General features: G+C 71.4%; 24 protein-coding genes and 1 tRNA gene. 13 read left to right on the top strand and 12 right to left on the bottom strand.

Annotated elements, in window-relative coordinates; translation table 11 throughout:
• Positions 1-125 precede the first annotated feature (125 nt).
• The gene (locus tag ABZ434_RS20745; RefSeq protein ID WP_359138685.1) at positions 126-2,183 is read left to right on the top strand and encodes a sel1 repeat family protein; all 2,058 of its coding nucleotides are present in this window, start codon (positions 126-128) and stop codon (positions 2,181-2,183) included.
• A gap of 224 nt (positions 2,184-2,407) precedes the next feature.
• A tRNA-Met gene (locus tag ABZ434_RS20740) sits at positions 2,408-2,481 on the top strand.
• Between the two features lie 68 nt (positions 2,482-2,549).
• On the opposite strand, the gene ABZ434_RS20735 is transcribed toward ABZ434_RS20740, so the two are convergent.
• From ABZ434_RS20735 to ABZ434_RS20720, 4 genes are all read right to left on the bottom strand, one after another.
• Positions 2,550-3,659 carry an ABC transporter substrate-binding protein gene (locus ABZ434_RS20735; protein WP_359138681.1) on the bottom strand — a complete coding sequence of 370 codons (1,110 nt, stop codon included), beginning with the start codon at positions 3,657-3,659 and terminating at the stop codon, positions 2,550-2,552.
• A 71-nt stretch (positions 3,660-3,730) separates the two neighbouring features.
• Complete coding sequence (locus tag ABZ434_RS20730) at positions 3,731-4,600, bottom strand: ABC transporter permease (protein WP_359138678.1); 870 nt, start codon at positions 4,598-4,600, stop codon at positions 3,731-3,733.
• Positions 4,597-5,415, bottom strand: coding sequence for an ABC transporter ATP-binding protein (locus tag ABZ434_RS20725; RefSeq protein ID WP_359138675.1), 819 nt, complete (start codon positions 5,413-5,415; stop codon positions 4,597-4,599). Before ABZ434_RS20725 ends, ABZ434_RS20730 begins: the two co-directional genes overlap by 4 nt.
• Before the next feature lie 192 nt (positions 5,416-5,607).
• The gene (locus ABZ434_RS20720) at positions 5,608-6,027 is read right to left on the bottom strand and encodes a Fur family transcriptional regulator (RefSeq protein WP_359138673.1); all 420 of its coding nucleotides are present in this window, start codon (positions 6,025-6,027) and stop codon (positions 5,608-5,610) included.
• Positions 6,028-6,201: 174 nt separating this feature from the next.
• Between ABZ434_RS20720 and ABZ434_RS20715 the strand changes: the two genes are divergently transcribed.
• Positions 6,202-7,653 carry a catalase gene (locus ABZ434_RS20715; protein ID WP_359138671.1) on the top strand — a complete coding sequence of 484 codons (1,452 nt, stop codon included), beginning with the start codon at positions 6,202-6,204 and terminating at the stop codon, positions 7,651-7,653.
• A 63-nt stretch (positions 7,654-7,716) separates the two neighbouring features.
• Here ABZ434_RS20715 and ABZ434_RS20710 read toward each other — a convergent pair whose 3' ends face one another.
• Positions 7,717-8,118 carry a CBS domain-containing protein gene (locus tag ABZ434_RS20710; RefSeq protein WP_359138668.1) on the bottom strand — a complete coding sequence of 134 codons (402 nt, stop codon included), beginning with the start codon at positions 8,116-8,118 and terminating at the stop codon, positions 7,717-7,719.
• 197 nt (positions 8,119-8,315) lie between these two features.
• Positions 8,316-9,116 carry a histidinol-phosphatase gene (gene hisN, locus ABZ434_RS20705; RefSeq protein WP_359138665.1) on the bottom strand — a complete coding sequence of 267 codons (801 nt, stop codon included), beginning with the start codon at positions 9,114-9,116 and terminating at the stop codon, positions 8,316-8,318.
• Between the two features lie 122 nt (positions 9,117-9,238).
• Here hisN and ABZ434_RS20700 point away from each other — a divergent pair, with 122 nt between their 5' ends.
• On the top strand, positions 9,239-9,871 hold the full coding sequence (locus ABZ434_RS20700) for a helix-turn-helix domain-containing protein (RefSeq protein ID WP_359138662.1): 633 nt from the start codon (positions 9,239-9,241) through the stop codon (positions 9,869-9,871).
• Between the two features lie 6 nt (positions 9,872-9,877).
• Here ABZ434_RS20700 and ABZ434_RS20695 read toward each other — a convergent pair whose 3' ends face one another.
• From ABZ434_RS20695 to ABZ434_RS20680, 4 genes are all read right to left on the bottom strand, one after another.
• Entirely contained in the window at positions 9,878-10,201 is a 324-nt protein-coding gene (locus ABZ434_RS20695; protein ID WP_359138885.1) for a multidrug efflux SMR transporter, read from the bottom strand.
• Between the two features lie 183 nt (positions 10,202-10,384).
• On the bottom strand, positions 10,385-11,401 hold the full coding sequence (gene rsgA, locus ABZ434_RS20690; protein WP_359138659.1) for a ribosome small subunit-dependent GTPase A: 1,017 nt from the start codon (positions 11,399-11,401) through the stop codon (positions 10,385-10,387).
• Between the two features lie 3 nt (positions 11,402-11,404).
• Positions 11,405-12,745, bottom strand: a complete 1,341-nt coding sequence (aroA, locus tag ABZ434_RS20685; protein WP_359138656.1) for a 3-phosphoshikimate 1-carboxyvinyltransferase — start codon at positions 12,743-12,745, stop codon at positions 11,405-11,407.
• A 52-nt stretch (positions 12,746-12,797) separates the two neighbouring features.
• Positions 12,798-13,511 (bottom strand): M50 family metallopeptidase, encoded by a 714-nt coding sequence (locus ABZ434_RS20680; protein ID WP_359138653.1) that lies wholly within the window; start codon positions 13,509-13,511, stop codon positions 12,798-12,800.
• A 65-nt stretch (positions 13,512-13,576) separates the two neighbouring features.
• Between ABZ434_RS20680 and ABZ434_RS20675 the strand changes: the two genes are divergently transcribed.
• The 9 genes from ABZ434_RS20675 to ABZ434_RS20635 all read left to right on the top strand — a co-directional run bounded on the left by ABZ434_RS20675 (position 13,577) and on the right by ABZ434_RS20635 (position 21,887).
• On the top strand, positions 13,577-14,392 hold the full coding sequence (locus ABZ434_RS20675; protein ID WP_359138650.1) for an SOS response-associated peptidase: 816 nt from the start codon (positions 13,577-13,579) through the stop codon (positions 14,390-14,392).
• Between the two features lie 50 nt (positions 14,393-14,442).
• The gene (locus ABZ434_RS20670) at positions 14,443-15,093 is read left to right on the top strand and encodes an alpha/beta family hydrolase (protein WP_359138647.1); all 651 of its coding nucleotides are present in this window, start codon (positions 14,443-14,445) and stop codon (positions 15,091-15,093) included.
• Positions 15,094-15,366: 273 nt separating this feature from the next.
• Positions 15,367-16,023, top strand: coding sequence for a sigma-70 family RNA polymerase sigma factor (locus ABZ434_RS20665; RefSeq protein WP_018105559.1), 657 nt, complete (start codon positions 15,367-15,369; stop codon positions 16,021-16,023).
• The gene (gene rsrA, locus ABZ434_RS20660; protein ID WP_359138644.1) at positions 16,020-16,340 is read left to right on the top strand and encodes a mycothiol system anti-sigma-R factor; all 321 of its coding nucleotides are present in this window, start codon (positions 16,020-16,022) and stop codon (positions 16,338-16,340) included. Before ABZ434_RS20665 ends, rsrA begins: the two co-directional genes overlap by 4 nt.
• Before the next feature lie 104 nt (positions 16,341-16,444).
• The gene (locus ABZ434_RS20655; RefSeq protein ID WP_359138641.1) at positions 16,445-17,851 is read left to right on the top strand and encodes an HD-GYP domain-containing protein; all 1,407 of its coding nucleotides are present in this window, start codon (positions 16,445-16,447) and stop codon (positions 17,849-17,851) included.
• Positions 17,848-19,140: a metal-dependent phosphohydrolase gene (locus ABZ434_RS20650; protein WP_359138638.1), complete on the top strand. Its 1,293-nt coding sequence runs from the start codon at positions 17,848-17,850 to the stop codon at positions 19,138-19,140. Before ABZ434_RS20655 ends, ABZ434_RS20650 begins: the two co-directional genes overlap by 4 nt.
• Before the next feature lie 91 nt (positions 19,141-19,231).
• Complete coding sequence (locus tag ABZ434_RS20645; protein ID WP_219567555.1) at positions 19,232-20,224, top strand: hypothetical protein; 993 nt, start codon at positions 19,232-19,234, stop codon at positions 20,222-20,224.
• 127 nt (positions 20,225-20,351) lie between these two features.
• Positions 20,352-20,990 carry a peptide deformylase gene (gene def / locus ABZ434_RS20640; protein WP_359138634.1) on the top strand — a complete coding sequence of 213 codons (639 nt, stop codon included), beginning with the start codon at positions 20,352-20,354 and terminating at the stop codon, positions 20,988-20,990.
• Positions 20,991-21,155: 165 nt separating this feature from the next.
• Complete coding sequence (locus tag ABZ434_RS20635; protein WP_359138632.1) at positions 21,156-21,887, top strand: D-Ala-D-Ala carboxypeptidase family metallohydrolase; 732 nt, start codon at positions 21,156-21,158, stop codon at positions 21,885-21,887.
• A gap of 53 nt (positions 21,888-21,940) precedes the next feature.
• Here the strand turns inward: ABZ434_RS20635 and ABZ434_RS20630 are convergent, their stop codons facing one another.
• Positions 21,941-23,860, bottom strand: coding sequence for a family 20 glycosylhydrolase (locus tag ABZ434_RS20630; RefSeq protein WP_359138629.1), 1,920 nt, complete (start codon positions 23,858-23,860; stop codon positions 21,941-21,943).
• A gap of 92 nt (positions 23,861-23,952) precedes the next feature.
• On the bottom strand, positions 23,953-24,927 hold the full coding sequence (locus tag ABZ434_RS20625) for a helix-turn-helix domain-containing protein (protein ID WP_359138626.1): 975 nt from the start codon (positions 24,925-24,927) through the stop codon (positions 23,953-23,955).
• Between the last annotated feature and the right edge of the window lie 77 nt (positions 24,928-25,004).

The raw sequence follows: 25,004 nt of genomic DNA, 5'->3' as shown, positions 1-25,004 counted from the left end.
TCGCGGGGCACGAGTTGGGCACGAGCGTGTTTGACTTGTCTCCCTGTGGGCATGTCGACAAAACGCTGAAGTGACCTCGCTCGCCGCGATATTCCAGGTGTGCGTGGGTTGTAGGTGGTGCGACGATGGTATTTATGGGGGACAGGGCAACTCTGTTGGAGACAGGGCGGTTTGTGCGACAGCGCGTCCATCCGGCGGAAAAAGTGGCGGATGTGGCATTTGCTGCTGCCGCCGCGCAGTACAACGACCACATCGATACCGCCGAGACTGCGGAGTGTGCCGCGACCGTCGACAGTGCAGAGACCGCAGAGACCGCCGACGGCGTGGAGAACGCCGAGAGTGCGGAGACCGCGGCGAGCGCGGACAACGCCGAGAACGAGGCACGCCACCGCCGCGCCGCCGATGCCGGGGACACCGAGTCGATGAGCGTGCTCGGTGCGCTGCTGCTGCGCAGGGGCGACCTGAGCGGGGCCGAGGCCTACCTGCGCGGAGCCACCGCCGACGGCGACCGCGCGGCGGCCAACAACCTGGGCGTCCTCCTGCACCAGCGCGGCTATGCGGACGAGGCGGCCGGCTGGTGGCGGATCGCCGCCGTCGCCGGTTCCGCCGCGGCGGCGCACGCTCTCGGGCGCCACTACCGCGAGCGCGGTGACGAGCCCGGGGCCGAGTACTGGCTGCGCCAGTCCGCCGAGCAGGGCCACGCTCTGGGGGCGTACGCCCTGGCCGACCTGCTGGAACACCGCAGCGATGTGGGCGCGGAGCGCTGGTTGCGCGCCGCCGCCGAGCAGGGACACCGCGAGGCGGCGTACCGGCTGGCACGCATGCTGGAGCGCAACGCGACGGACGACGCGCACGACGCGTTCGTCCGCCCCGGCCTGGGTCCTCGTACCGGACCCGAGTCCGAGAAGGGCGCCGGAGCGCGCGGGGCCGCCGTGCGCAAGCGCGACAGCCCGGTCGCGGGCCCCGACGCGGGACGCATGAGCGAGGCCGAGCAGTGGTACCGGCAGTCCGCGGCGCGCGGACACCGCCGTGCCGCCCTCCACCTCGGAGCCATCCTCGAGCAGCGCGGCGAGCTCAAGGAGGCGGGCCGCTGGTACCTCATCTCCGCCAAGGCCGGGGAGGCGCGGGCCGCCTGCGCGCTCGGCTTCCTGCTGCGCGACGCGGGCGACCAGGAGAGCGCCGCCGTGTGGTGGCTGCGTGCCGCCCAGGACGGCGACGGCAACGCCGCCAACGCGCTCGGCGCGCTGCACGCCGCCCGGGGCGAGCAGCAGACCGCCGAGCGCTGGTACCGCGCGGCGATGGACGCGGGCGACGTCAACGGCGCGTACAACCTCGGGCTGCTCTGCGCCGCCCAGGACCGTACGCCACAGGCCGAGCAGTGGTACCGGCGCGCCGCCTACGCGGGCCACCGCGAGGCCGCCAACGCCCTGGCCGTGCTCCTGCTCCAGGCGGGCGACGCGACCGGCGCGGAGCCCTGGTTCTCCAAGGCGGCCGAGGCCGGCAGCGTCGACGCGGCCTTCAACCTCGGCATCCTGCACGCCGGGCGCGACGAGGACCGTACGGCGCTGCTCTGGTACGAGCGTGCCGCGGCGGCCGGCCACACCGAGGCCGCACTCCAGGTCGGCATGGCGCTGCTGCACCACGGTCAGGAGCGCGAGGCCGAACGGCATCTGCGCTGTGCCGCGGGTGGCGGCAGCGCGGAGGCGGCCTTCCGGCTGGCCGGGCTGCTGGACGCGCGGCAGCCGCCGCCCGGGCCTCCCGCGCTCGGCGAAGCCATGCCGGACAAGACCGAGTGCGAGGAGTGGTACGAGCGAGCCGCCGAACAGGGGCACCGCCGCGCCCAGGTCCGCGTAGGCATGCTCGCCGCGGCCCGGGGGGACGTGGAGAGCGCCGCCCGCTGGTACCGGGAGGCGGCCGAGTCGGGCAGCCGCAACGGGGCCTTCAACCTCGGACTGCTGCTCGCCCGCGAGGGCAGCGAGCGTGAGGCCGCGCTGTGGTGGACCCGCGCCGCCGGTGACGGGCACGGACGGGCCGCGCTGCGCCTCGCCCTGCTGGCCGCGCGCCGCGGCGAGCTCACCGAGGGGCAGCGGTGGTGCGCGCGGGCCGTCGAGCTGGGGCCGGCGGAGGTCGCGGAGCGTGCCGGGCGGCTGCGCGAGGCACTGCACCAGGAACTGACCGCGTAGCGAAGGCCCCGGGGCCCCGGCAGGAGGCCTCGAGCAGAGGCCCTCCCGCCGGCCTGGACCAGCGGTCGCCGGGGCCTGTGGGCGCCTGGCGCAAAAGGCCCCCGGGCCGGCCCCACGGGCACTCCCGCAGGGCCGGGAACAGAGGCCGTCGGGCCTGCCCCACGGGCCCGTGGAAAGGGATTTGCGCTGGTCCAGGGCGTGACGTACTGTGGGGATCACAACGACGCGGGGTGGAGCAGCTCGGTAGCTCGCTGGGCTCATAACCCAGAGGTCGCAGGTTCAAATCCTGTCCCCGCTACTGAAGACAGAGGGCCGGATCCTTTCGGGGATCCGGCCCTCTGTGCATGCCCGGGCCCTCCTGACGGCTCAGGGCCTGTGGCCCACGGCCTCGCCGTACATCGCGCGGTCCACCGCCTTCTCCTCCGGTACCGGCGAGCCCGTAGAGACGCCCGAGTCGGCATACGCCTTCTGGAGCCGGTCCGTCGTGCCCCTGCGGATCTCCCAGTCCATCCGCATCGAGGGTGTCGACCGCAGGGTTGCTTCGTCGGTCTTCATCAGTCCGGCCAGTTCGGCGACGAAGGCAGGGTCGGATTTGTAGTCGCCGGCGAAGTAGGTATTCACGGTCCGGATGTAGGCCCGCAGGAAGGCGACGCCCGCGTCCGGGTCCTCGTTCAGCAGCGTCGGGCCGAAGAGGAGCCCGCCGAGCGGCTCGCCGACCGGCTGACCGCCGAGGAAGGCGTACTTCTCGTCGCCGTCCACCTTCCGCCAGATCGGGTCGAGCAGCCAGGCGGAGTCCACACCGCCGTTCTGCAGGGCGGTGAGCACGTCCGCTGAGCCGAGCTGCTGGAAGCTGATCCTGTCCAGGCCGCCGCCGTGCTTCTTCAGTGACGTGTCCATCGGATACGCGATCACCGAGCCCTTGCCGATCATCGTGCCGAGTTTCCGCCCCGCCATGTCCACGTGATCGGCGCTCTCGCCGTCCTTGAGACGCACCCACAGGCCGCTCTTGGAGCTCGGGTCGGGGGAGAAGTTGCCCGCCACCCACTTGATGGCGAAGCCGCCGTTGATGCCGTTCATCACCGCGGCCTCGGGCGCTGCCCACTGCGCGTCGACGTCGCCCTTGGCGAGCAGGGGCAGGGCGTCCGGGGTGGGCAGCACCTTCAGGGAGACATCGAGGCCCTCCTTCTCGAACTCGCCCCTGGCGACCGCGATCTGGAGCGGAGCGACGTACTCGGCGCTCAGGGTGCCGGTGGCAACGGTGATCTTCCGCTTCTTCGCGAGCGGCTGGGGGGCCGGTGCGCCCTTGTCGCAGCGGGCGGGCTTGCGGCCGGGTGCGAGGTCCGAGGGGTCGGTCCAGGCGCCGGCCCCGCAGCCGGCGACGGGCTTGACGGTGCGGGGCGCGGCGTCAGCGGCGTCGGCGCCGTCCGACGAGTCGTTCCCAGCGCAGCCTGCCGCACCGAGCAGGGACGCGGCCACGAGCACAACGGTGCAGGTGAAAGGGGTACGTGTACGCACAGTGCCTCCGTACAGGGAGCGGGTGGAGCGGTTCACGACTGACTGCGGCCGCGGTCGCGCGGGGCCCAGGGGGTGAGCAGCCGGCCCGCGATCCGCACCACCTCGGAGAAGACGACGCCGAGCACCGCGACGCAGACGATGCCGACGAACATCACGTCGTTTTGGAACAGGGCGCGGGAGTCGAAGATCAGGTGTCCCAGCCCGTCGGCTGCGGCGATCTGCTCCGAGGCGACGATGACCAGCACGGCCACCCCCGCCGCGATCCGCGCACCGACCAGGACCGCGGGCAGCGAGGCGGGCAGCAGGACGTGCCGGAACATCTGCCAGGGCGAGGCGCCGAACACCTGCCCCGCGTCCCGGTGACCGGACGGGACGGCGAGCACGGCCGCCATCGTCGAGATCCAGACGAAGAAGAAGACGGTGGTGGCGACCAGTGCGATCTGCGGTCCCTCGCCGAGGCCGAACATATTGAGGAAGACCGGCAGCAGCGCCAGTTTCGGCACGACGTAGAGGGCGTCGAGCAGCGGTTCCAGCGCGGCCCGGACGAGCGCGAGCCAACCCATCAGCAGCCCGAGGGCATAGCCCGCGACCGTACCGATCGCATAGCCGCCCAGGACCCGCTTGAGCGTGGCCCACACGTCCGGCCACAGATCGCCGTCGGCCGCACGGTCCCAGCCGTCCGCGAGGATGGTGGAGGGCGCGGGGTAGACGCGCTCGTCGATCCAGGACCTGGCGGCGGCGAGCTGCCAGACCAGGACCAGGGCCAGCGGTACGGCGACGGCGAGCGCGATCTCCAGGGTGCGGCGCCTGCGGTGGGTGCGTACGGGATGGAGTTCCTGCGGCCCCGGTCTGCGGACCAGGACCTGTTCGCCGGAGGTCGTGGACCGTACGGCCGTGCTCATACCTGCGCCGCCTCTCGGTGGACCTCGCCGCGCAGCAGTTCCCACAACTCGCTCTTCAGCGCGGTGAACTCGGGTGTGGAACGGATGTCGCCGGTGCGCGGCCGGGCGAACGGCGGGCGGTGCTCGGCAATGACCCGGCCCGGACGGGCGGACATCACGAGGACCCGGTCCCCGAGCACGATCGCCTCTTCCAGGCTGTGGGTGATGAACAGGGTGGTGGTGAGGGTGGTCTGGGTGAGGTCGAGCAGTTCGTCCTGCAGGATCGTGCGCAGTTGGGCGTCGAGCGCCGCGAAGGGCTCGTCCATCAGCAGGATCTCGGGCTCGACGGCGAGCGCGCGGGCGATGGCCACCCGCTGGCGCATGCCGCCCGAGAGCTCGGCGGGATAGGCGCCGGCGAACTCGGCGAGCCCCAGCCGGGCCAGCCAGTCGCGCGCCCTGGCATCGGCCTCACGGCGGGGCACGCGCTGGATGTCGAGACCGAAGCGGACGTTGGCCAGGACGGTCTTCCAGTCGTGGATCCCGTAGTCCTGGAAGATCATCGCGGCAGGGCGGGGCGACGACGTACGGATGGACAGTTCACCCGCGCTGGGGCGCAGGAGTCCGGCAGCGATCCTCAGCAGGGTGGACTTGCCACAGCCGGAGGGTCCGACGATGCAGGTGAACTCGCCCGGCGCGATGGTGAGATCGACGGGGCCGAGCGCGGCGAGTGCCCGGGTGCCGCGCCCGAAGGAGCGGGACAGGGCGTGGGCCCGGAGTTTGGGCGCGGCGACGGATGGCGCGGTTGCCTGGGGTGGGTTCGGGTGCGGGTCTCCCACGGGTCTCTCCTCGTGCACATCGAGGTGCACAGCCGTCGCGGGGGCGGCTGTGATCGCCGATGACGATATGACGACCCGTCAGATTGGGGAAGGGGGTGTGCGCGGACGGAGGGAGCGGCCGGGCGGATGGTTCGGGACATGCCGACGGCGCCCTCACCGGAATGTCCGGTGAGGGCGGAGGGGGTGCAGAGGTCAGGCGGCCGTCGCGCAGTTCGGGCAGATGCCCCGGTACGTCATCTCGACGCCGGAGATCATGAAGCCGAAGCGCTCGCCGGCCGGCAGGTCCGCGAGCGGGTCGCCTGCCGGGTGAACGTCTCGGATGGCGCCGCACTTCGCGCAGACCAGGTGGTGGTGGGGGCGGTGTGCGTTCGGGTCGTAGCGCTTGGCCCGGCGATCGGTGGAGACCTCGATGACCTCGCCGAGCGTCACCATCTCGCCCAGTGTGTTGTACACGGTGGCGCGGGAGATCTCGGGCAGCTTGGCGACGGCCCGTGCGTGGACCTCGTCGGCCGTCAGGTGCACGTGCTCCCCGTCCAGGACCTCGGCCACGACGCGCCGCTGTGCGGTCATGCGCCAGCCGCGTCCACGGAGTCGTTCCAGCAGGTCACTCATGGCCCAAGCCTAACAGTGGCGGAGCCAGGTCCTGAACGGGTGTGGCTTTGGATGCCACCTTGACTTGGACTTAGTCCATTGTAGGATCGGTTACGACATAGGGCAGGACAGGCTGTGCTCGCCACGCAGGCACGACGGCGTGACGTACGCGCAGGAACGACGCAGGAGGCGCACGTGACACAGGGACCGCTCACCACGGAGGCCGGAGCACCGGTCGCCGACAACCAGAACAGTCAGACCGCGGGCGTCGGCGGTCCGGTCCTGGTGCAGGACCAGTCACTGCTGGAGAAGCTCGCGCACTTCAACCGTGAGCGCATTCCGGAGCGCGTCGTGCACGCCCGCGGTGCCGGGGCGTACGGCACGTTCACGCTGACCCGCGACGTCTCGCAGTGGACGCGGGCGAAGTTCCTCTCCGAGGTCGGCAAGCAGACCGAGACCTTCCTGCGCTTCTCCACCGTCGCCGGCAACCTCGGCTCCGCCGACGCGGTGCGTGACCCCCGCGGTTTCGCGCTGAAGTTCTACACCGAGGACGGCAACTACGACCTCGTCGGAAACAACACCCCGGTGTTCTTCATCAAGGACGCCATCAAGTTTCCCGACTTCATCCACACCCAGAAGCGCGACCCGTACACCGGCTCCCAGGAGGCGGACAACGTCTGGGACTTCTGGAGCCTCTCGCCCGAGTCCACCCACCAGGTGACCTGGCTCTTCGGTGACCGGGGAATCCCCGCCACGCTGCGCCACATGAACGGGTTCGGCTCGCACACCTACCAGTGGAACAACGAGGCCGGCGAGGTCTTCTGGGTCAAGTACCACTTCAAGACCGACCAGGGCATCAGGAACCTCACCCAGGCCGAGGCCAACAAGCTCGCCGGTGAGGACCCGGACAGCCACCAGCGCGACCTGCGCGAGTCCATCGAGCGCGGCGACTTCCCGTCCTGGACCGTGCAGGTCCAGATCATGCCGGAGGCCGAGGCGGCCACGTACCGGTTCAACCCGTTCGACCTCACCAAGGTGTGGCCGCACGCGGACTACCCGCCGATCGAGATCGGCAAGCTGGAGCTCAACCGGAATCCGGAGAACGTCTTCGCCGAGACCGAGCAGTCGGTCTTCAGCCCCGCGCACTTCGTGCCCGGCATCGGCCCCTCCCCGGACAAGATGCTCCAGGGCCGTCTCTTCGCGTACGGCGACGCGCACCGCTACCGCGTCGGCATCAACGCCGATCACCTGCCGGTGAACCGTCCGCACGCCACCGAGGCCCGCACCAACAGCCGCGACGGGGCTCTGTACGACGGCCGCCACAAGGGCGCGAAGAACTACGAGCCGAACAGCTTCGGCGGGCCGGCCCAGACCGACCGGCCCCTGTGGGAGCCCACCCAGGTCACGGGTGGCACCGGGACCCACGAGGCGCCGAGGCACGCCGAGGACGACGACTTCGTGCAGGCAGGGAACCTCTACCGGCTGTACTCCGAGGACGAGAAGAGCCGGCTGATCGACAACCTCGCCGGGTTCATCGCGAAGGTCTCGCGCGACGACATCGCCGAGCGCGCGATCAACAACTTCCGCCAGGCCGACGGCGACTTCGGCAAGCGCCTGGACGCGGCCGTCCAGGCCCTGCGCTCGTAGTTCTCCGTCGGAAGACCGGCCGGCTCCCGTGCGCGGGGGCCGGCCGGCCGTGTGTCCGGCGCCTCAGCCGACCAGCTCCACCGGTTGACGCCTGGCCGGTGTCCAGCAGCGGATGATGTCACGCACCGAGACGATGCCGACCGGCCCGTCGTCGTCCAGCACGATCAGGTGCCGGAAGCCGCCGTGCGTCATGGCCTCGGCGGCCTCCTCCAGGGTCCAGGTGGGTGCGGCGAAGACCACATCGGTCGTCGTGTGGGTGGAGGCGGTCTCCACGTCGGGATCCTGCCCCGCTCCCACCGCGTTGAGGATGTCGCGCTCGGTGATGATGCCGAGCCCGCAGGTGTCCGGGTCGTGGACTACGGCTGCTCCGATCCGGCGCGCCGACATCAGCCGGGCGGCCTGGCGGAGGGTGTGGGTCGGGCCGATGGTGAGGACCATCGTGCTCATGGCGTCGCGGACGAGCATGAAGGGAGCCACCTCCTTCGTGAAGCGACTGCGTGAGCCGATTCACAAGTTCACAAGTGGGGGGACTCTCAGAGTTGCACCGAAATGGGGGGACAACAAGGGGGAGCGAAGATCGCTCGAGGGGCGTGCGGTGGTGCAGCACGCCCCTCGTCGGTCCCGTACGCCTGCTCAGGGCCGTGCGGCCCGGCGCGCCTCGGTCAGTAGCGCTGGTTCAGATAACCCAGAAGCTCGTGGTGGAGCGTCCCGTTGGAGGCCGCCGCGTTCCCGCCGCCCGGTCCGTCGACCCCGTCCAGGCTGGTGAACCGGCCCCCCGCCTCCTGGACGATGATCGCGTTCGCGGCCATGTCCCAGAGCGAGAGCTCCGGCTCGGCGGAGATGTCGACCGAACCCTCGGCGACCATCATGTACGGCCAGAAGTCCCCGTAACCGCGGGTGCGCCAGCAGGCCCGGGTCAGGTCCATGAAGCCGTCCAGGCGGCCCTGCTCCTCCCAGCCGGTCAGCGAGGAGTACGCGAACGAGGCGTCCGCGATGCGCTCCACCTTCGAGACGCTCAGCCGGGTCGCGGAGGTCAGACTGCGGCCGGAGAACGCACCCGCGCCCTTCGCCGCCCACCAGCGCCGCTGCAGCGCCGGCGCGGACACCACACCGACCACCGGCTGGAAGCCGTCCTCGCCGGCTTCCATCAGGGAGATCAGCGTGGCCCAGACCGGCACGCCGCGCACGTAGTTCTTGGTGCCGTCGATCGGGTCGATCACCCAGCGGCGCGGACCCGTGCCCTCGATCCCGTACTCCTCGCCCAGGATCGCGTCGCGCGGCCGTGCCCGATGGAGGTGGCCGCGGATCAGCTCCTCGGCGGCCTTGTCGGCCTCGCTCACCGGCGTCATGTCCGGCTTGGTCTCGACCTTGAGGTCCAGAGCCTTGAACCGGTCCATCGTCGTCGCGTCGGCGGCGTCCGCAAGCACGTGGGCGAGGCGCAGATCATCGTGGTAATCGGGCATGCCGTCACAGTATCCACCGCGGGTGAACGGAGCCACAGGGCCCCGCGGGCCGCTTGAACCCTTGACAGTGCGGATGAGCGCCTCAACTCTGAAACGCAGAGCCCTCGGTGTGGGAGGCGACGATGCCGACAGCGCGGGAAGCACTGCTGGACGCCGCCCACGCGGCGCTGGCCGCCCGGCCCTGGCCCGCCGTGCGGATGGTCGACGTGGCCGCGGCCGCCGGGGTGTCCCGCCAGACGCTCTACAACGAGTTCGGCAGCAAGGACGGACTGGCCCGGGCCCTGGTCCGCCGCGCCGCCGACAGCTATCTGGCAGGTGTCGAACGAGCGCTGGGATCCGTCGGCGGAACGGGCGACAGACTGGCCGCCACAGCCGCCTGGACGGTCCGCGCCACCCGGGGGAGCGCCCTGATCCGAGGGTTGCTCACGGGCTGCTGGGGCGAGCGGTTACCGCAGCCGCCCGCACCGGTGCGACGTTCCGCCTCCGCCGTCCCGGCCCAGCGCCGGGCCGACGCCGGGACGCCGTCCCCCGCCGCCTTCCTCGGGCAGGTCAGGGACCGGGCGGTGGCCGCTCTGGACGACGGGCGTACGCCGCACGACCGGGCGGCCCTGGCCGTGATCTGCGAACTCGCCCTGCGCCTCGCCCTGTCCTACGCGCTGGTGCCGCCGTCCGCGGACGTGGCGGGGGACGGGGCGCAACTGATGCGGGAGGTCGTGGGCCGGCTGCCGGACGCGGCTGCCCGAGTGCGGCGGTGAGGGCCGTCAGTGGGACGAGCCGGAGAGCTGGAGACCGATCACGCCGAGGATCACCAGCGAGATCGAGACCAGCTTGAGCGTGGAGACCACGTCGTCCAGGAAGACCATGCCGTAGATCGCGGTGCCCGCCGCACCGATGCCGGTCCACACCGCGTAGGCGGGACCGACGTCGAGCTTCTTCAGGGAGAGGGTCAGCAGACCGAAACTGCCGAGGGCGAAGATGCAGAAGGCGATGGTCGGCCAGAGCCGGCTGAAGCCGTGCGACAGCTTGAGGCAGACCGCGAAGCCGGTCTCCAGAAGTCCCGCGACCACGACCAGCAGCCACGCCATCGTCAGTGCCCCTCCCGCGTAGGTGACCGCCTTGTACCGCTGGGTGTGATTATGCACTTACCGGTGACGGGTGATCGCAAACGTGGCGGGGCAGTCGTCTTCGCGTTGAACCCCGGTGCCGGCCCCCGGGCCCCGCGGTCCGGCCGTGGGGAGCAGCGGGGGCGGGCGCCGGGGCTCCGGCGGTCAGTCGCCTTCGCGCCGTTCCCTGGTGGACAGCAGCCGCCGCAGCGAGTCCAGACGTGCCGGATCGGCGTGACCCCCGGCCACCCAGGCGTCCAGCGCGCATTCCGGTTGCTGACTGTCGTGGGTGCAGCCGCGCGGGCACTCCTCGGTGCCGGGCTGGAGGTCGGGGAAGGCGTTGATGACCCGGGACGGGTCGATGTGGTTCAGGCCGAAGGAACGCACCCCTGGGGTGTCGATCACCCAGCCCCGGTAGTCCGGCAGCGGGAGGGCCAGCGCCGATGTGGTGGTGTGCCGGCCACGGCCGGTGACCGCGTTGACGACCCCGGTGGTGCGCCGCCTGTCCTTCGGGACGAGGGCGTTGACCAGGGTGGTCTTGCCGACACCCGAGTGCCCGACGAAGGCGGTGACCCGGTCGTTCAGCTGCTCGCGGACCCGGTCGGCGGCATCTCCGTTCTCCAGTTCCTCGCGGCTGGTGACGATGAACGGGACCCCCAGCGGGGTGTACGCCTCCAGCAGCTTGTCGGGCGAGGCCAGATCGGACTTGGTCAGCACCAGGAGGGGGGAGAGCCCGCCGTCGTAAGCCGCGACCAGACAGCGGTCGATCATGCGCGGACGGGGTTCCGGATCGGCCAGCGCCGTGACGATCGCCAGCTGGTCGGCGTTGGCCACCACCACCCGCTCGAACGGGTCGTCGTCGTCCGCCGTCCGGCGCAGCACCGAACGGCGCTCACCGATCCGCACGATCCGGGCGAGGGTGTCCTTGTCGCCCGAGAGATCGCCGACGATGGAGACGGTGTCGCCCACCACCGCTGCCTTGCGGCCCAGCTCACGGGCCTTCATCGCGATGACCGTACGGCCCTCCACGAGGCAGGTGAGGCGGCCGCGGTCCACGGTGAGGACCATGCCCTCCTCGGCGTCCTCGTGCTTGGGCCGGATGTGCGTACGAGGCCGGTTGCCCTTGCGGTTGGGGCGGACCCGGATGTCGTCCTCGTCGGGGTTCTTGCCGTAGCGGCGCATGTCTCAGGCCCCGAGCATTCCGGTCCACATCTGCGGGAAGTCGGGCAGGGTCTTGGCGGTCGTCGCCACGTTCTCGATCTCCACTCCGGGGACGGCAAGGCCGATGATCGACCCCGCGGTGGCCATCCGGTGGTCGTCGTACGTATGGAAGGTACCGCCGTGCAGCGGCCTGGGCCGGATGTGGAGGCCGTCGGCGGTCTCGGTGACGTCGCCGCCCAGCTCGTTGATCTCCTTGGTGAGCGCGGCCAGCCGGTCCGTCTCGTGCAGCCGCAGGTGGGCGACGCCGCTCAGGGTGGAGGGGGAGTCGGCCAGGGCCGCGACAGCCGCGATGCCCGGGGTGAGCTCGCCCACCTCGCCGAGGTCGACGTCGATGCCGTGGATCCGGCCCGAGCCGGTGAAGGTGAGACCGTGCTCGGTCAGTTCGCAGCTGCCGCCCATGGCGGTGAAGATCTCGCGCAGCGCGTCACCGGGCTGTGTGGTGCGCACCGGCCAGTCCGGAATGGTGACCCGGCCGCCGGTGACCAGCGCCGCGGCCAGGAACGGCTGGGCGTTGGACAGGTCGGGCTCCACGGTCAGATCGCGGCCCAGCAGGGCCGAGGGGGAGACCCGCCAGACGTTCGGCTCGCCGCCCGTCTCCGGCTCGTCCACCTGGGCCCCGACGGCCCGCAGCATGTCGACGGTCATCCGGATGTGCGGCATCGAGGGGAGCAGGGCGCCGGTGTGACGTACCTCCACGCCCTGGTTGAAGCGCGGCGCCGACAGCAGCAGGGCCGAGACGAACTGGGAGGAAGAGGAGGCGTCGATCGCCACGGGACCGCCGTCCAGCGCGCCGCCGCCGTGCACGGTCATCGGCAGCGAGCCGCGGCCGTCGTCGTCGATCCGGGCGCCGAGTACGCGCAGGGCGTCGATCACGCCGGTCAGCGGGCGCTCGTAGGAACGGGGGTCGCCGTCGAAACGGACCGGCCCGTTCGCCAGGGTCGCCACGGGAGGCAGGAAGCGCATGACCGTGCCGGCGTTGCCGACGTCGACGGTGACCGGGCCGTGCAGGCCGGCCGGGATGACCCGCCAGGCCTCGCCCGAGCCGTCCGGACCGCCGGCGACGGACGAGCTGGAGGACACCGTCTCCTCGATGCCGACGCCCATCGCGCGCAGCGCCTCGGCCATCAGCAGGGTGTCGCGGGAGCGCAGCGGGCGGCGCAGCCAGCCGGGCTCCGAGGAGAGGGCGGCGAGCACCAGCGCGCGGTTGGTGACCGATTTCGATCCGGGCACCGTGACAGTGGCGTCGACGGCTCCGCTCGCGTGAGGGGCGGGCCAGAGGGCGGGGTGCACGGAACTTTCGGTCATGAGGTCACTTTAGAGCGTCCGGTACATGGGGCGTGGCGTCGCAGGGCCCGCCTCACAGCCCCAGCAGCCAGCGCCCGCCGCCGATGAGCGAGCAGAGCGACACGGCGTGGAACAGGAACAGCCACAGCGCGGCCGGCACGTCCGTCAGCCGGGACAACTGGTCCGCGTCCGAGTCCGGCGCCCCGCCGTGCCGTCGCTTGGACTGCAGCTCGAACGCCGGACGCACACCGCCCAGCAGCAGGAACCAGACCGCGCTGTAGGCGAACAGTGACTGCCAGGCGGGTGAGGCCAGCCATGACATCAGCAGGAACAGCGACCCGGTGAGGATGACCGTGAGCGCCCCGTACACATTGCGGATCATCACCAGCATCACCGCGAGCAGTGCCGTGGCCAGCCACAGCAGGAGCGTGATCCGGCCGTTCACCAGCAGCCAGGCACCGCCCAGACCGAGCAGCGGCGGAGCGGTGTAGCCGGCCGCCGCGGTCAGGACCATGCCGATCCCGGTCGGCTTGCCCCGGCTCACCGTCAGCCCGCTGGTGTCCGAGTGCAGCCGGATGCCCGAGAGCTGCCGCCCCGTGAGCAGGGCGATCAGGCCGTGGCCGCCCTCGTGGGCGATGGTGATCGCGTTGCGGGACAGCCGCCATATGAAGTTCGGTACGACGGCGATCAGCGCGGCCGTGGCGGTCACCACCACCAGCCACTGCTCGGGGGCGGGCTGGGTGCCGAAGACGCGGTCCCACAGATTGCCGAGATCGGTGCTGTCCATGGCGTGGGCGGCTCCTTGCGGTATTGGCGTCCGTTCGGGATGACGGTCGTGGCAGTCTGGCACCTATGTGCGGACGGTATGCAGCGAGTCGGCGGCCCGAGGATCTGACCGGACTCTTCCAGGTGGAGAAGTGGGAACCGGCCGAGACGCTGGAACCCGATTACAACGTGGCGCCGACCAAGGAGGTCTACGCCGTACTGGAACGTCCTGTGAAGGACGCCGACGACCAGCGTCCGGTTCGCCAGCTCCGCGCCCTGAAATGGGGGCTCGTCCCCTCATGGGCCAAATCCCCGGAGGGCGGCGCCCGGATGATCAACGCCCGCGCCGAGACCATCCATGAGAAGCCGTCCTTCCGGCGCCCCTTCGTCTCCCGGCGCTGCATCCTGCCGGCCGACGGCTATTACGAGTGGGTGACCGGCACCGAGGAGCGGCAGCTGGAGGAGAAGGGCCGAAAGAAGCGCCCCCGCAAGCAGCCGTACTTCGTGACGCCCGCCGACGGTTCGGTCTTCGCCATGGCCGGGCTGTACGAGTTCTGGCGCGACCGGACCCTGCCGGACGACCATCCCCAGGCCTGGTGGGTGACGTGCTCGGTGATCACGACCGAGGCGGAGACGAGCCCGCTCGCCGTGGCCCCCGCCGAGGGCCCGTCCGCGCTCGCCGACATCCACCCCCGGATGCCTCTGATGCTGACCCCGGACCGCTGGGACGACTGGCTGGACCCCTCCCGCACCGACGTCGAGGAGCTGCGCGGACTGCTCGCGCCCCCGCCCGGCGGGCTGATGCGGGCCTACCCGGTGGCCACCGCCGTCAGCAACGTCCGCAACAACGGTCCCGAGCTGCTCGACGAGCTGGCCGCACCCGAGGTGAGCACGCTCTTCTGAGGGACGCGCCGGACCTCGGACGGCCCGCCCCGGGTTGGTTGGATGGGGGTGTGAAAACCACCGAGACAGACCCCCGCACCGAAACGGTCGACACCGACACCGGCACCGCCCGGATCGCCTGGGTGTCCGCGGCGGAACCCCGCCTCCTCCTCGCGCTCGGACACGGTGCCGGCGGCGGCATCGAGGCCCGCGATCTGAGGGCCCTGGCCGCCGCGCTGCCCGGGCACGGGGTGAGCGTCGCTCTGGTGGAGCAGCCCTGGCGGGTCGCCGGGAAGAAGCTCGCGCCCGCCCCGAAGACCCTGGACACCGGCTGGCGCGGTCTGTGGCCCGCCCTGGCGGCCCCGGGACTCCCGGTCGTCGCCGGCGGGCGCAGTGCGGGGGCCAGGGTGGCCTGCCGCACGGCGGCCGGGCTCGGTGCCCGTGCGGTCCTCGCGCTCAGTTTCCCGCTGCACCCACCGGGCCGCCCGGAGAAGTCCCGCGCGGACGAACTCCTGGCCTCCGGTCTTCCCACGCTCGTCGTCCAGGGCGGCAACGACCCGTTCGGCAAGCCCGCCGAATTCCCTCCGGGGGAGTATCGGATGGCCGAGGTGCCGCACGGGGACCACGGCTTCGCCGTCCCCAAGCGGTCCGGGCTGACCGAGGATCAGGCGATGGAGATCCTCACCACATCCGTGACCGGCTGGCTGGCCGGAATCGTGTGACGCACGCCCCGGGAATGCGGGGCGAGGGACCGCTGTTGTTCGGGACGTCGGTACACCAACGTCGTATGTGGAGAGGGAGTCCGTCGCATGGGTTCGACCATCTGCCCGCGTCGCTCGAACGCCGCTGACCTGGAGTGGACGGTGTTGCATGCGGCCAAGACCACTCCCGAGCGGGCACTGAGCGGATCGGATCGACAGCCCGCGTCGGACCAAGGTCGACTATTCTCCGATTCGAGCGGGTCCGGTTTCGGCTCCGCCACAGCGTTGGAGGAGGTGGGTCCGGTCACTGGGACCGACACAGGGACCGACGACGGCCGCCCGCAGGAGACGACCGCCGAGCGCAACGCGCGCTTCGAGCGCGATGCCCTCGGTTTCCTCGACCAGATGTACTCGGCCGCGCTGCGCATGACGCGCAACCCCGCGGACGCCGAGGACCTGGTCCAGGAGACGTATGCGAAGGCGTACGGCTCCTTCCATCAGTTCCGTGAGGGCACCAACCTCAAGGCGTGGATGTACCGCATCCTCACCAACACCTTCATCAACTCGTACCGCAAGAAGCAGCGCGAACCCCAGCGCAGTGCGGCCGAGGAGATCGAGGACTGGCAGCTGGCCCGAGCCGAGTCGCACATGTCGACCGGTCTGCGCTCCGCCGAGTCCCAGGCCCTCGACCACCTGCCCGACTCCGATGTGAAGTCTGCGCTGCAGGCGATCCCCGAAGAGTTCCGCATCGCGGTCTATCTTGCCGATGTAGAGGGCTTTGCCTACAAGGAGATCGCGGACATCATGGGGACTCCCATCGGTACGGTGATGTCCCGGCTGCACCGGGGCCGCCGTCAACTGCGCGGCATGCTGGAGGACTACGCCCGTGACCGCGGGCTCGTCCCGGCGGGCGCCGGTGAGTCGGACGATCGGAAAGGCTCGGGCTCATGAGCTGCGGAGAGCCGCACGAGACGGAGTGCGCTGAGGTCCTCGATCACCTCTACGAGTTCCTCGACCGGGAGATGCCCGACAGCGACTGCACCAAGTTCGAGGTGCACTTCGGCGAGTGCTCCCCCTGCCTGGAGAAGTACGGCCTGGAGCAGGCCGTGAAGAAGCTGGTCAAGCGCTGCTGCGGTCAGGACGACGTGCCGGCCGACCTGCGCTCGAAGGTGATGGGCCGGATCGACCTGATCCGGTCCGGGCAGGCGGTACCGGAACAGGACGTCACGGTCTCCGACACCGGGCTGCCGGCCGCCGCCAACGAATGACGCATCACCCGAACGTGCTAATCGCGGTCGTCGGCACTCAGCCGGGACGCCCAACTCGCTAGCCTGGCGCCTCCATTGGCGATGCTGGGGGGCGGGCGGAACGGGTGAGAGCCACACGTGGCGCGGCGCGGGCGTACATCCTGGCCGTCGCGCTCGGCGCCGCCCTGTGTGTCCTGCCCGCGCTGCGCCCCGGCGCGGGCACCCCGTGGGCCACCCTCGGGCTGCTCGCCGGGCTCTATCTCGTCTGCGAACTTCCCGGCCGCTGTCCCTTCTTCGGCAGTTCCGTGCCGATCAGTGCCGGATCGTTCTTTCCCCTGCTGCTCGCCGCGGCCTTCCTGCTGCCTCCCCCGGCAGCCGCGCTGGTCGCGATCCCGGGCTCGCTCGTCGGCCGGGTGGACAAGCCGCCCGCCGCCGCCCGCCGGATCTGGCGGGCCGGCCTGCTGCCCGTCACCGTCTGGGCGGCCTCCTCGGCGCACACCCTGCTCGGTGGTCCCGCCGCGCTCGGCGGCCCCGGGCCCGGCAGCCTCCCCGACTTTCCGTACGCGCTGCTGCCCGCCTGCGCCGCCGCGCTGGTCTTCAGCCTCGTGCTGACCGCCCTGGACGGGAGCATCCTCGCCGTGGCGGAGCAGCTGCCCCTGCGGCGAGCCTGGAGCGGGCTGCTGCCGCGCTCGCTGGGGCCGCACCTGGTGCACGGTCTCGCCGGGCTGATGATGGCGGTCCTGTGGACCAGCTCGTACGGCCCGCTGGCCGCGCTCTTCGTCCTGCTGCCGATGTACATCTCCTGCTGGGTCTTCGCCCAGTACCACCGCGAGCACGCCGCGCACCGCGCCACGATCAGGGCCCTGGTGCAGGCCGTCGACATCAAGGACACCTACACCCGGGGGCACAGCGAGCGGGTGGGCCACGCGTCGGTACTGATCGCGCAGGAGCTGGGCATGGCGAAGGAGCGCATCGAGGTGCTCCGGTTCGCCGGGATCCTGCACGACGTCGGCAAGCTCGGGGTGCCGACGAGGGTGCTGCGCAAGGAGGGGCCGCTGACGCCGGAGGAACGCCGGGTGATCGAACTGCACCCGGAGTACGGGCACGAGATCGTGCGCGGCATCGGGTTCCTCGGAGAGGCACGGGCCGCGATCCTGCACCATCACGAGCGGCTCGACGGCAGCGGGTACCCGTACGGGCTGACCGGTCGCCGGATCCCCGAGTTCGCCCGGGTCGTCGCCGTCGCCGACGCGTTCGACGCGATGACCTCGACCCGCTCCTACCGTCCGGGCCGCCCGGTGCCCGTCGCCGTGGAGGAGCTCAAGCGGTGTGCGGGCACCCAGTTCGACCCGCAGATGGTGCGGGCCCTGGCGCGAGGCCTGGAACGGCACGGGTGGTCGGGGGCCGTGACTGCGGACGACGTGCGGTTCCCGCCGCAGCGGGGCGGGGCTCGGGGCCAGGGAGCCGGGGCCCGGCGGAAGCCGCTTCTGCCTCAACCGCCGGACGGGCTCGATTCGGACCTGCCCCGGTGAGCCCGCGGTGGGTACGGCTGCCGCCCGTCGTCCTGGCCGTGCGCGGCGCCGCACTGGCACTGGCCGGCGCCGCGCTCGGGCACACCCTCTGGGACGGCGTCCACGAACCCGGTCACGCCCTGGCCTTCGGGGTGCTCATCACCATCGGTGAGCTGGCGCGCTGGGGCGCGCAGCCGGGCGAGCGGGAGCCCGCGCCGCTCGGTGCCGCCGGGGCACTCGCGTACGCCCTGCTCGGGCGCAGCGGCGGGGAGCACACGAGCCACGGGGTGCTCCAGGTGCTCGCCGTGCTCGTCGCTGCGCAGCTCGTCGCCTCCGTGCCCCATGTCGCCCGCGGCAGCGGGCCGGGCCCCGACCAGGTGGCCCGTCGCATCCTGACCGTGGCCTTCGCGGCGGTCTGTTTCCAGCCGCTGTACAACTCCGGCCGGTCCGAGAGCTGGTTCGGCGACGGCCCGTACTACGCGGCCTTCCTGCTCGTGCTGCTCGGGCTCACCGCCCTGTGCGACGCCGTGCTGGGCGCCCTGCTGCTGCGGGCCCGCACGCTGCCCCGCAGCCTCCGGGCGGCCGGCGTCGCCCCCGTCCCGTACGGGCCGCTGCTCCGCGACGAGCTGCGGGCGCTGCGGGGCATCGGGTCGGCGGTCTGTGCGACCGGTGCCGTGATGGCGCTCGGGGTCGCCGTCGCCGGGCTGTGGGCGCTGCCCGTCCTGTGCGTACCGCTCCTGCTCGCCCAGGTGTCCTTCCGCCGGTTCGCCGCCGTGCGCACGACGTACCGGCAGACCATCGCCTCGCTCGCCCGGTCCACCGAGATCGCCGGGTACACCCCGCACGGTCACGCCCGCAGGGTGGCGGTCCTCTGCACGGCCGTCGGACGTGAGATGGGCCTCTCCGGGCCTGAGCTCACCGTCCTGGAGTACGCGGCGCTGATGCACGACATCGGCCAGCTCTCGCTCGTCGACCCGGTGCCGGACGGGGCGACCGCCTCCCTGCCGGCCGCCGAGCAGCGCCGGATCGCCCTGCTGGGTGGTGCGGTGGTCCGCCAGACCGGGGTGGACACCCAGGTCGCCGTCGTCGTGGAGCAGCAGGCGGACCCCTACCGCGAGCAGCCGCTCTCCGCCAGGATCGTCAGGGCGGTCAACGCATACGACGACCTGTGCGGGGAAGGTCTCAGCGGGCCGCTCGGCGCACTGGAGCAGCTCAGGCTCGGGACCGGCCGTGATTACCAGCCCCAGGTCGTGGAATCGCTCGCCAGGGTTCTGGCCAGGGGCGGTCTGACCCCTGTCCTGCCGGGGTAACCCATGGGTAATGAGCGGGCGTCCGGCCGGGCATGGTTGGATGCGAAGAGAGCGGAAAAACGAGGGTGTCCAGTCGGGACAGGCGGGAATCGTGAGGATCTTCGGGAAGGTACGGCATCGGCCCTCCGCCTCTTGGCGGCAGGCCACGGACCGCGCGTTCACGCTGATCGGCGACGGCCGGTACGAGGACGCGGGCGCACTGCTGACGCGGGCGGCGGACCTGGAGCCCTGGCTCTCCGAGTCGTGGTTCAATCTGGCGCTGCTGCACAAGTTCCGCCACGACTGGGAACAGGCGAGAGCCGCGGGCCTGCGGGCCGTCGCGCTGCTCGACAAGGAGTCCGGCGCCCCCGACTGGTGGAACGTCGGGATCGCCGCCACAGCGCTCCAGGACTGGCCGCTGGCCCGCCGGGCGTGGCAGGCGTACGGGCTGAAGGTGCCCGGCGGCGGGCAGCAGACTCCGGCGGCGGGCAGCGAGCCGGTCGGCATGGAGCTGGGCAGCGCGGCCGTGCGGCTGTCGCCAGAGGGCGAGGCCGAGGTCGTCTGGGGCCGCAGGCTGGATCCGGCACGGATCGAGGTGCTGTCGATCCCGCTGCCGTCGTCCGGGCGGCGATGGGGCGAGGTCGTCCTGCACGACGGGGTGCCGCACGGCGAGCGGATCACCGCGGCCGGGCCCTCGTACCCCGTGTTCGACGAGATCGAGCTGTGGGCTCCGTCTCCCGTCCCCACCTGGGTGGTGCTCCTCGAAGCGGCCACCGAGGCGGACCGGGACGCGCTGGAGCAGCTGGCGTCCGACGCCGGGTTCGCCGCCGAGGACTGGTCGTCGTCCGTACGGCTGCTGTGCCGGGCCTGCTCGGAGAGCCGGATGGAGAGTGACGAGGGCGACGGCGAGCACCTCGACCCGCACGACCACAGCGAGCCGGGCCACCCCGGTCCGCTGGGCCACCGCACCGCGGGCGAGCTGTGGGTGCCCGAGCGCGAGTGCGGGCTCGCCGCCCCCGCCGGACTGGTGCGCGGGCTGCTCGACGGCTGGGTGGCGGACAGCCCGGACAGCCGCGAGTGGCGGGATCTCGAAGAAGTCTGCTGACGTCTCGAAGAAGTCTGCTGACGGGTGCCCGTAGGCTGTACGCGCACCGATTCCGGTGCACGGGTGCCCTGGTTCTCGCGAGCCGCGGATCCCGGGGTTCAGGTTGTGAGGAAGGCGTACGGCGGACATGGCGCAGCAGGAGACGGACGAGCAGATCAGCGTCGACGAGGAAGGTTTTCTCGTCGACACCGAGGACTGTGAGGCGCGTGAGGCAGCACACCGCGAGCGCGGCACCTCGCGCCCGATCACGGTCGTGGGCAACCCGGTCCTGCACAAGGAGTGCAAGGACGTCACCGCGTTCGACGACGAGCTGGCCCAGCTGATCGACGACATGTTCGCCAGCCAGCGGACGGCGGAGGGCGTGGGCCTGGCCGCCAACCAGATCGGGGTCGACCTCAAGGTCTTCGTCTACGACTGCCCCGACGACGACGGGGTCCGGCACACGGGCGCCATCTGCAACCCGGTGCTCGACGAGCTGGCGCCCGAGGAGCGCGTCCTGGACGACTCCAACGAGGGCTGCCTCTCGGTCCCGACGGCGTACGCCTCGCTGGCCCGCCCGGACTACGCCGTGGTCCGCGGCCAGGACGCCAAGGGCAACCCGGTCAAGGTGCGGGGCAACGGCTACTTCGCCCGCTGCCTCCAGCACGAGACGGACCACCTGTACGGCTACCTGTACATCGACCGCCTCTCCAAGCGCGACCGCAAGGACGCGCTGCGCCAGATGGCGGAGAACACCCCGCGCTACGAGGTCGTCCCGAACGACTGACCGGACGGCGCGCGCATTCCGCGAGGGGCCCTGCACCGGTATGCCGGGGCGGGGCCCCTGCTGTGTTACCGAACGTCAACTTTCGTTCTCCCATGCATAGTTGACGCGCGTCGACTCGTCCGACAGGCTCACACTCCACACCTTCACCGTGGTAGGGAGCCCCCCATGCTCAGACGTTCCGCACGACTCCTGCTCGGCCTTGTCATGACCATGGCATTCGCCTTGGGCGGGGCGGTGGTGACGGCCGGGACCGCACAGGCCGACGGCTGCTACACCTGGACCCGCACCCTGGCCCCGGGCGCCACCGGCAACGATGTCGTCCAGCTCCAGCTCCGCGTGGCCGGGTACCCCGGATACAACTCCGTGCTCGCCATCGACGGCTCCTACGGGCCGGCCACCACCGCCGCCGTCAAGCGCTTCCAGGCCGCCTACGGACTCGCCGCCGACGGTGTCGCGGGCCCCGCCACCCAGTCCAAGATCTACGCGCTCCAGGACAACGACTGCACCCCCATCCACTTCACGTACGCCGAGCTCAACCACTGCAACAGCACCTGGGCGGGTGGTGCCGTGGCGGCCGGCACGGCCAAGGCCAACGCCCTGAGCACCATGTGGAAGCTGGAGGCACTGCGGCACGCGCTCGGTGACCGCCCCATCACCGTCAACAGCGGCTTCCGCTCCACCTCCTGCAACAGCGCGGCCGGCGGCGCGTCGAACAGCCGTCATCTGTACGGCGACGCGGCGGACCTGGGAGGGATCGCCTTCTGCACCCTGGCCCAGCAGGCCCGCAACCACGGGTTCAACGGGATCCTCGGCCCGGGTTACCCCGACCACAACGACCACGTCCACGTGAACCAGGGCCCCAGCCACTTCTGGTCGGCGCCCAACTGCGGTATCTGACACGCGTGTGGGGCCCGCCGGCACCGGCGGGCCCCACCTCTGCGTCCAGGCGGTCAGGCGGACTTCGCGCTCAGGCGCGTCCCGCCCGTCGTCTGCACCGCGGCACCGTCCGCGGACCGCTCCGTCAGGCGGAGCTGCGAGATGGCGTTGCGCAGGACCAGCGCACCGGCTCCGGTGTCCAGCTGCCAGCGCTGCGTGCGCGCGCCCGCCGCACAGGTGCTGAGGGACAGCTCGGCCCCCACCTCCAGCGGAGCGCCCAGGTACTTCTTGCCACGCACCGCGTCCAGGCACAGCCCGCTCTCCGCGGACTCCACGGTGTAGTAGCCGTCGGCGGTCGCCGTCAGCGCCCAGGCCGCCTCCGAGGCCCCGGCCAGCGACACCCCGCCGCCGGTGCCGGGCGTCAGCGCCTTCCTGCCCGCGGTCAGCCGGTACGTACCATCGGCCAGCGGGGTGCGGTCGGTGTTGTCCCACCCGGGGGCGTGCCCGATCCTGCGGGCCAGGGCCTCGAAACCGGCGTACGTCCCGCTGGGCTTCGGGCCGCCCCAGGTGGCCTGCGCGATGAAGCGCAACGGCATGAAGACCTTCGCCTCGACCTCGTTCTCGGTCTCGGCCGCCGCGCTGTCCGGCCACAGGCTGATCTTCGCGCCGGTCAGGTTCGCCGCCGTGGCCGGCAGGGTCTGGCCCTCGAAGCGCAGGGGCGTCCAGTCGCTCTCGTACAGCTTCTGGGTCTGCATCGTGTACCCGCCGCGCACGAGGTAGAGCGCGTACGCGGAGTTCATCACCGGCCGGCCCTCGGCCAGCAGGGCGGACGGCTGCTGGATGGCGCCGCCGCCCAGCCAGTGCTCGACGGTGATGTCACGGTCGAGGGGGACCACGCTGTTACGGCCCATCAGGCCGTCGTTCCAGATCCGCAGCGACCGGCCGCCGGCCTTCACGTGGGCGTTGACCTGGTTGATGAAGTCGGCGAAGAGGTCGTCGGGAGTGGCCGAGGCACCGAACTTCGCGATCGCGGCCGTCTGCAGCTGCGGATAGTCCGGGTACGAGGAGCCGATCATGTACTCGTCGGCGCCCATGTGCCAGGTGCGGGTGCCCCACACCGCCAGGGCCTCGTCGACCATCGAGGTGTAGTACGCAAGCGCCTCGGGCCGTGAGATGTCCAGCCGGGGCGGTGAGGCGACGCCGTCCTTGTCCCGGAGCTGGAGTTCCGGATGATTCTCCAGGTACGTGTCCATGTGGCCGGGGGAGTTGATCTCCGGCACCAGATCGATGTGGTACTTCTTCGCCATCGCGACCAGGGCACGCACCTGCGGCTTCGTGTAGTAGCCCCAGAACGCCGACTCCGGATCGACGTCACTCCTGACCTTCGCCTCGATCCAGAGCTGGTTGAGCTTCTGGGAGGCCATGTCCTTCATCAGCCGCTCGAACCAGGGCAGCGAGACGTTGATGTAGCAGGCGCACACCCCGACACCGCGTTCGCGGTAGGCGGGCACGTCGGTCGCCGAACCGCGCGCGGCCCGCCCGTCGTCGTTGAGCAGCTGCAGTACCGTGCGTGAACCGTAGAACACCCCTGCCGACGTGGCGGCGGTGACCGTGACCCGGTCGCCGACGTCGAGACGGTAGCCCTCCGCGCCCAACGAGCCCTTCAGGGCGGGGTCCTGGCGCAGCACGATGTCACCGGAGCGGGCCGCGCCCCGCGAGACCGGGGCCTTTCCCGCCAGCTCGCCCGCGAACCGCGCCGCGTCGGCCGCCGTGCGCTGCTCGCGCACCCCGTCCAGCACGATCTTCGCCCGGTCCGTGAGCGTGAACTCCCCCTCGCCGGGCTGCCACTGCCGCAGCGACGGAAGCACCTCGGGCGGTGGAGCCGCGTCGGCCGCTCCGTCCTGGGCCGAGGCGCTCTGCAGGGGCAGCACAGTGGCGGCGAGCGCGGCCACCACGGCCCCGATGGTCCTTCGTTTGGCGATCCGGATGTCCATGCGCCCGACCCTGGACCCCGATCGGGTGCCGGGTCCATGGACAGGTGACGGAAACAGTTGGACGAATGATCCGATGACAGGCCCGTAAAGGATCAGGCGACTTCGGTCAGTTCGCCCGGGCCCCGGAAGGTGCGGCGGTACGTGTTCGGCGTGGTACCCAGTGAGCGGACGAACTGATGACGGAGTGCGGCGGCGTTCCCGAAGCCGGTCTGTCCGGCGATCGTATCCATCGTTTCATCGGATGTCTCCAGCAGGTGCTGCGCCAACAGCACCCGCTGACGCAGCAGCCAGCGATACGGCGTGGTGCCCGTCTCCTGCTGGAAGCGGCGGGCGAAGGTGCGGGGTGACATGTGTGCCTGGGCGGCCAGCTGCTCGACGGTCATCTCCTGGTCGAGGTGGCGCTCCATCCAGGCCAGCGTGTCGCCGACCGTGTCGCAGCGGGTCCGGGGCAGCGGGCGCTGGATGTACTGCGCCTGGCCGCCGTCACGGTGCGGCGGCACCACCATGCGGCGGGCGATGGTGTTGGCGGCGGCGGTCCCGTACGCCTGGCGGACCAGATGCAGACAGGCGTCGATCCCCGCGGCCGTGCCCGCCGACGTGATGACCGGGCCCTCGTCCACGTACAGCACGTCCGGTTCGACGACCGCGCGGGGGAAGCGGCGCGCGAGCTCGGCGGCGTGACGCCAGTGGGTGGTGCAGCGCCGCCCGTCCAGAAGGCCGGCCGCGCCGAGCACGTACGCCCCCGAGCAGACGCTCAGCACCCTGGCCCCGCGGTCCACGGCGCGGCGCAGCGCCTCCAGGACCTCCTCGGGGTACTCCCGGTCCACGAAGTGGGTACCGGCCGGGACGGCGATGAGGTCGGCCTCCTCCAGGCGGTCGAGGCCGTGGGGGGTGGTGATGGTGAATCCGGCGTGGGTGCGCAGTACCGGGCCCTCGGCGGAGACCACGGCGAAATCGTGCACCGGCAGTCCCTCGTCGCTGCGGTCGAGGCCGAACACCTCGCACAGGACGCCGAGTTCGAAGGGATTGACCTCGTCCAGGAGCAGGGCGGCGACATTTTTCAGCATGACCTCAGTGTGGCAGTAATTCGATGCTCCATGACAGTCCTGCCACTGCCGCGATCGGCCGGAACCGACGACAGTAG

This window comes from Streptomyces sp. NPDC005761 (genome assembly GCF_040630635.1).
Classification (GTDB): domain Bacteria; phylum Actinomycetota; class Actinomycetes; order Streptomycetales; family Streptomycetaceae; genus Streptomyces.
The sequence above is the reverse complement of the archived record's forward strand: the minus strand, read 5'-3'. Positions and strand labels throughout refer to the sequence as shown.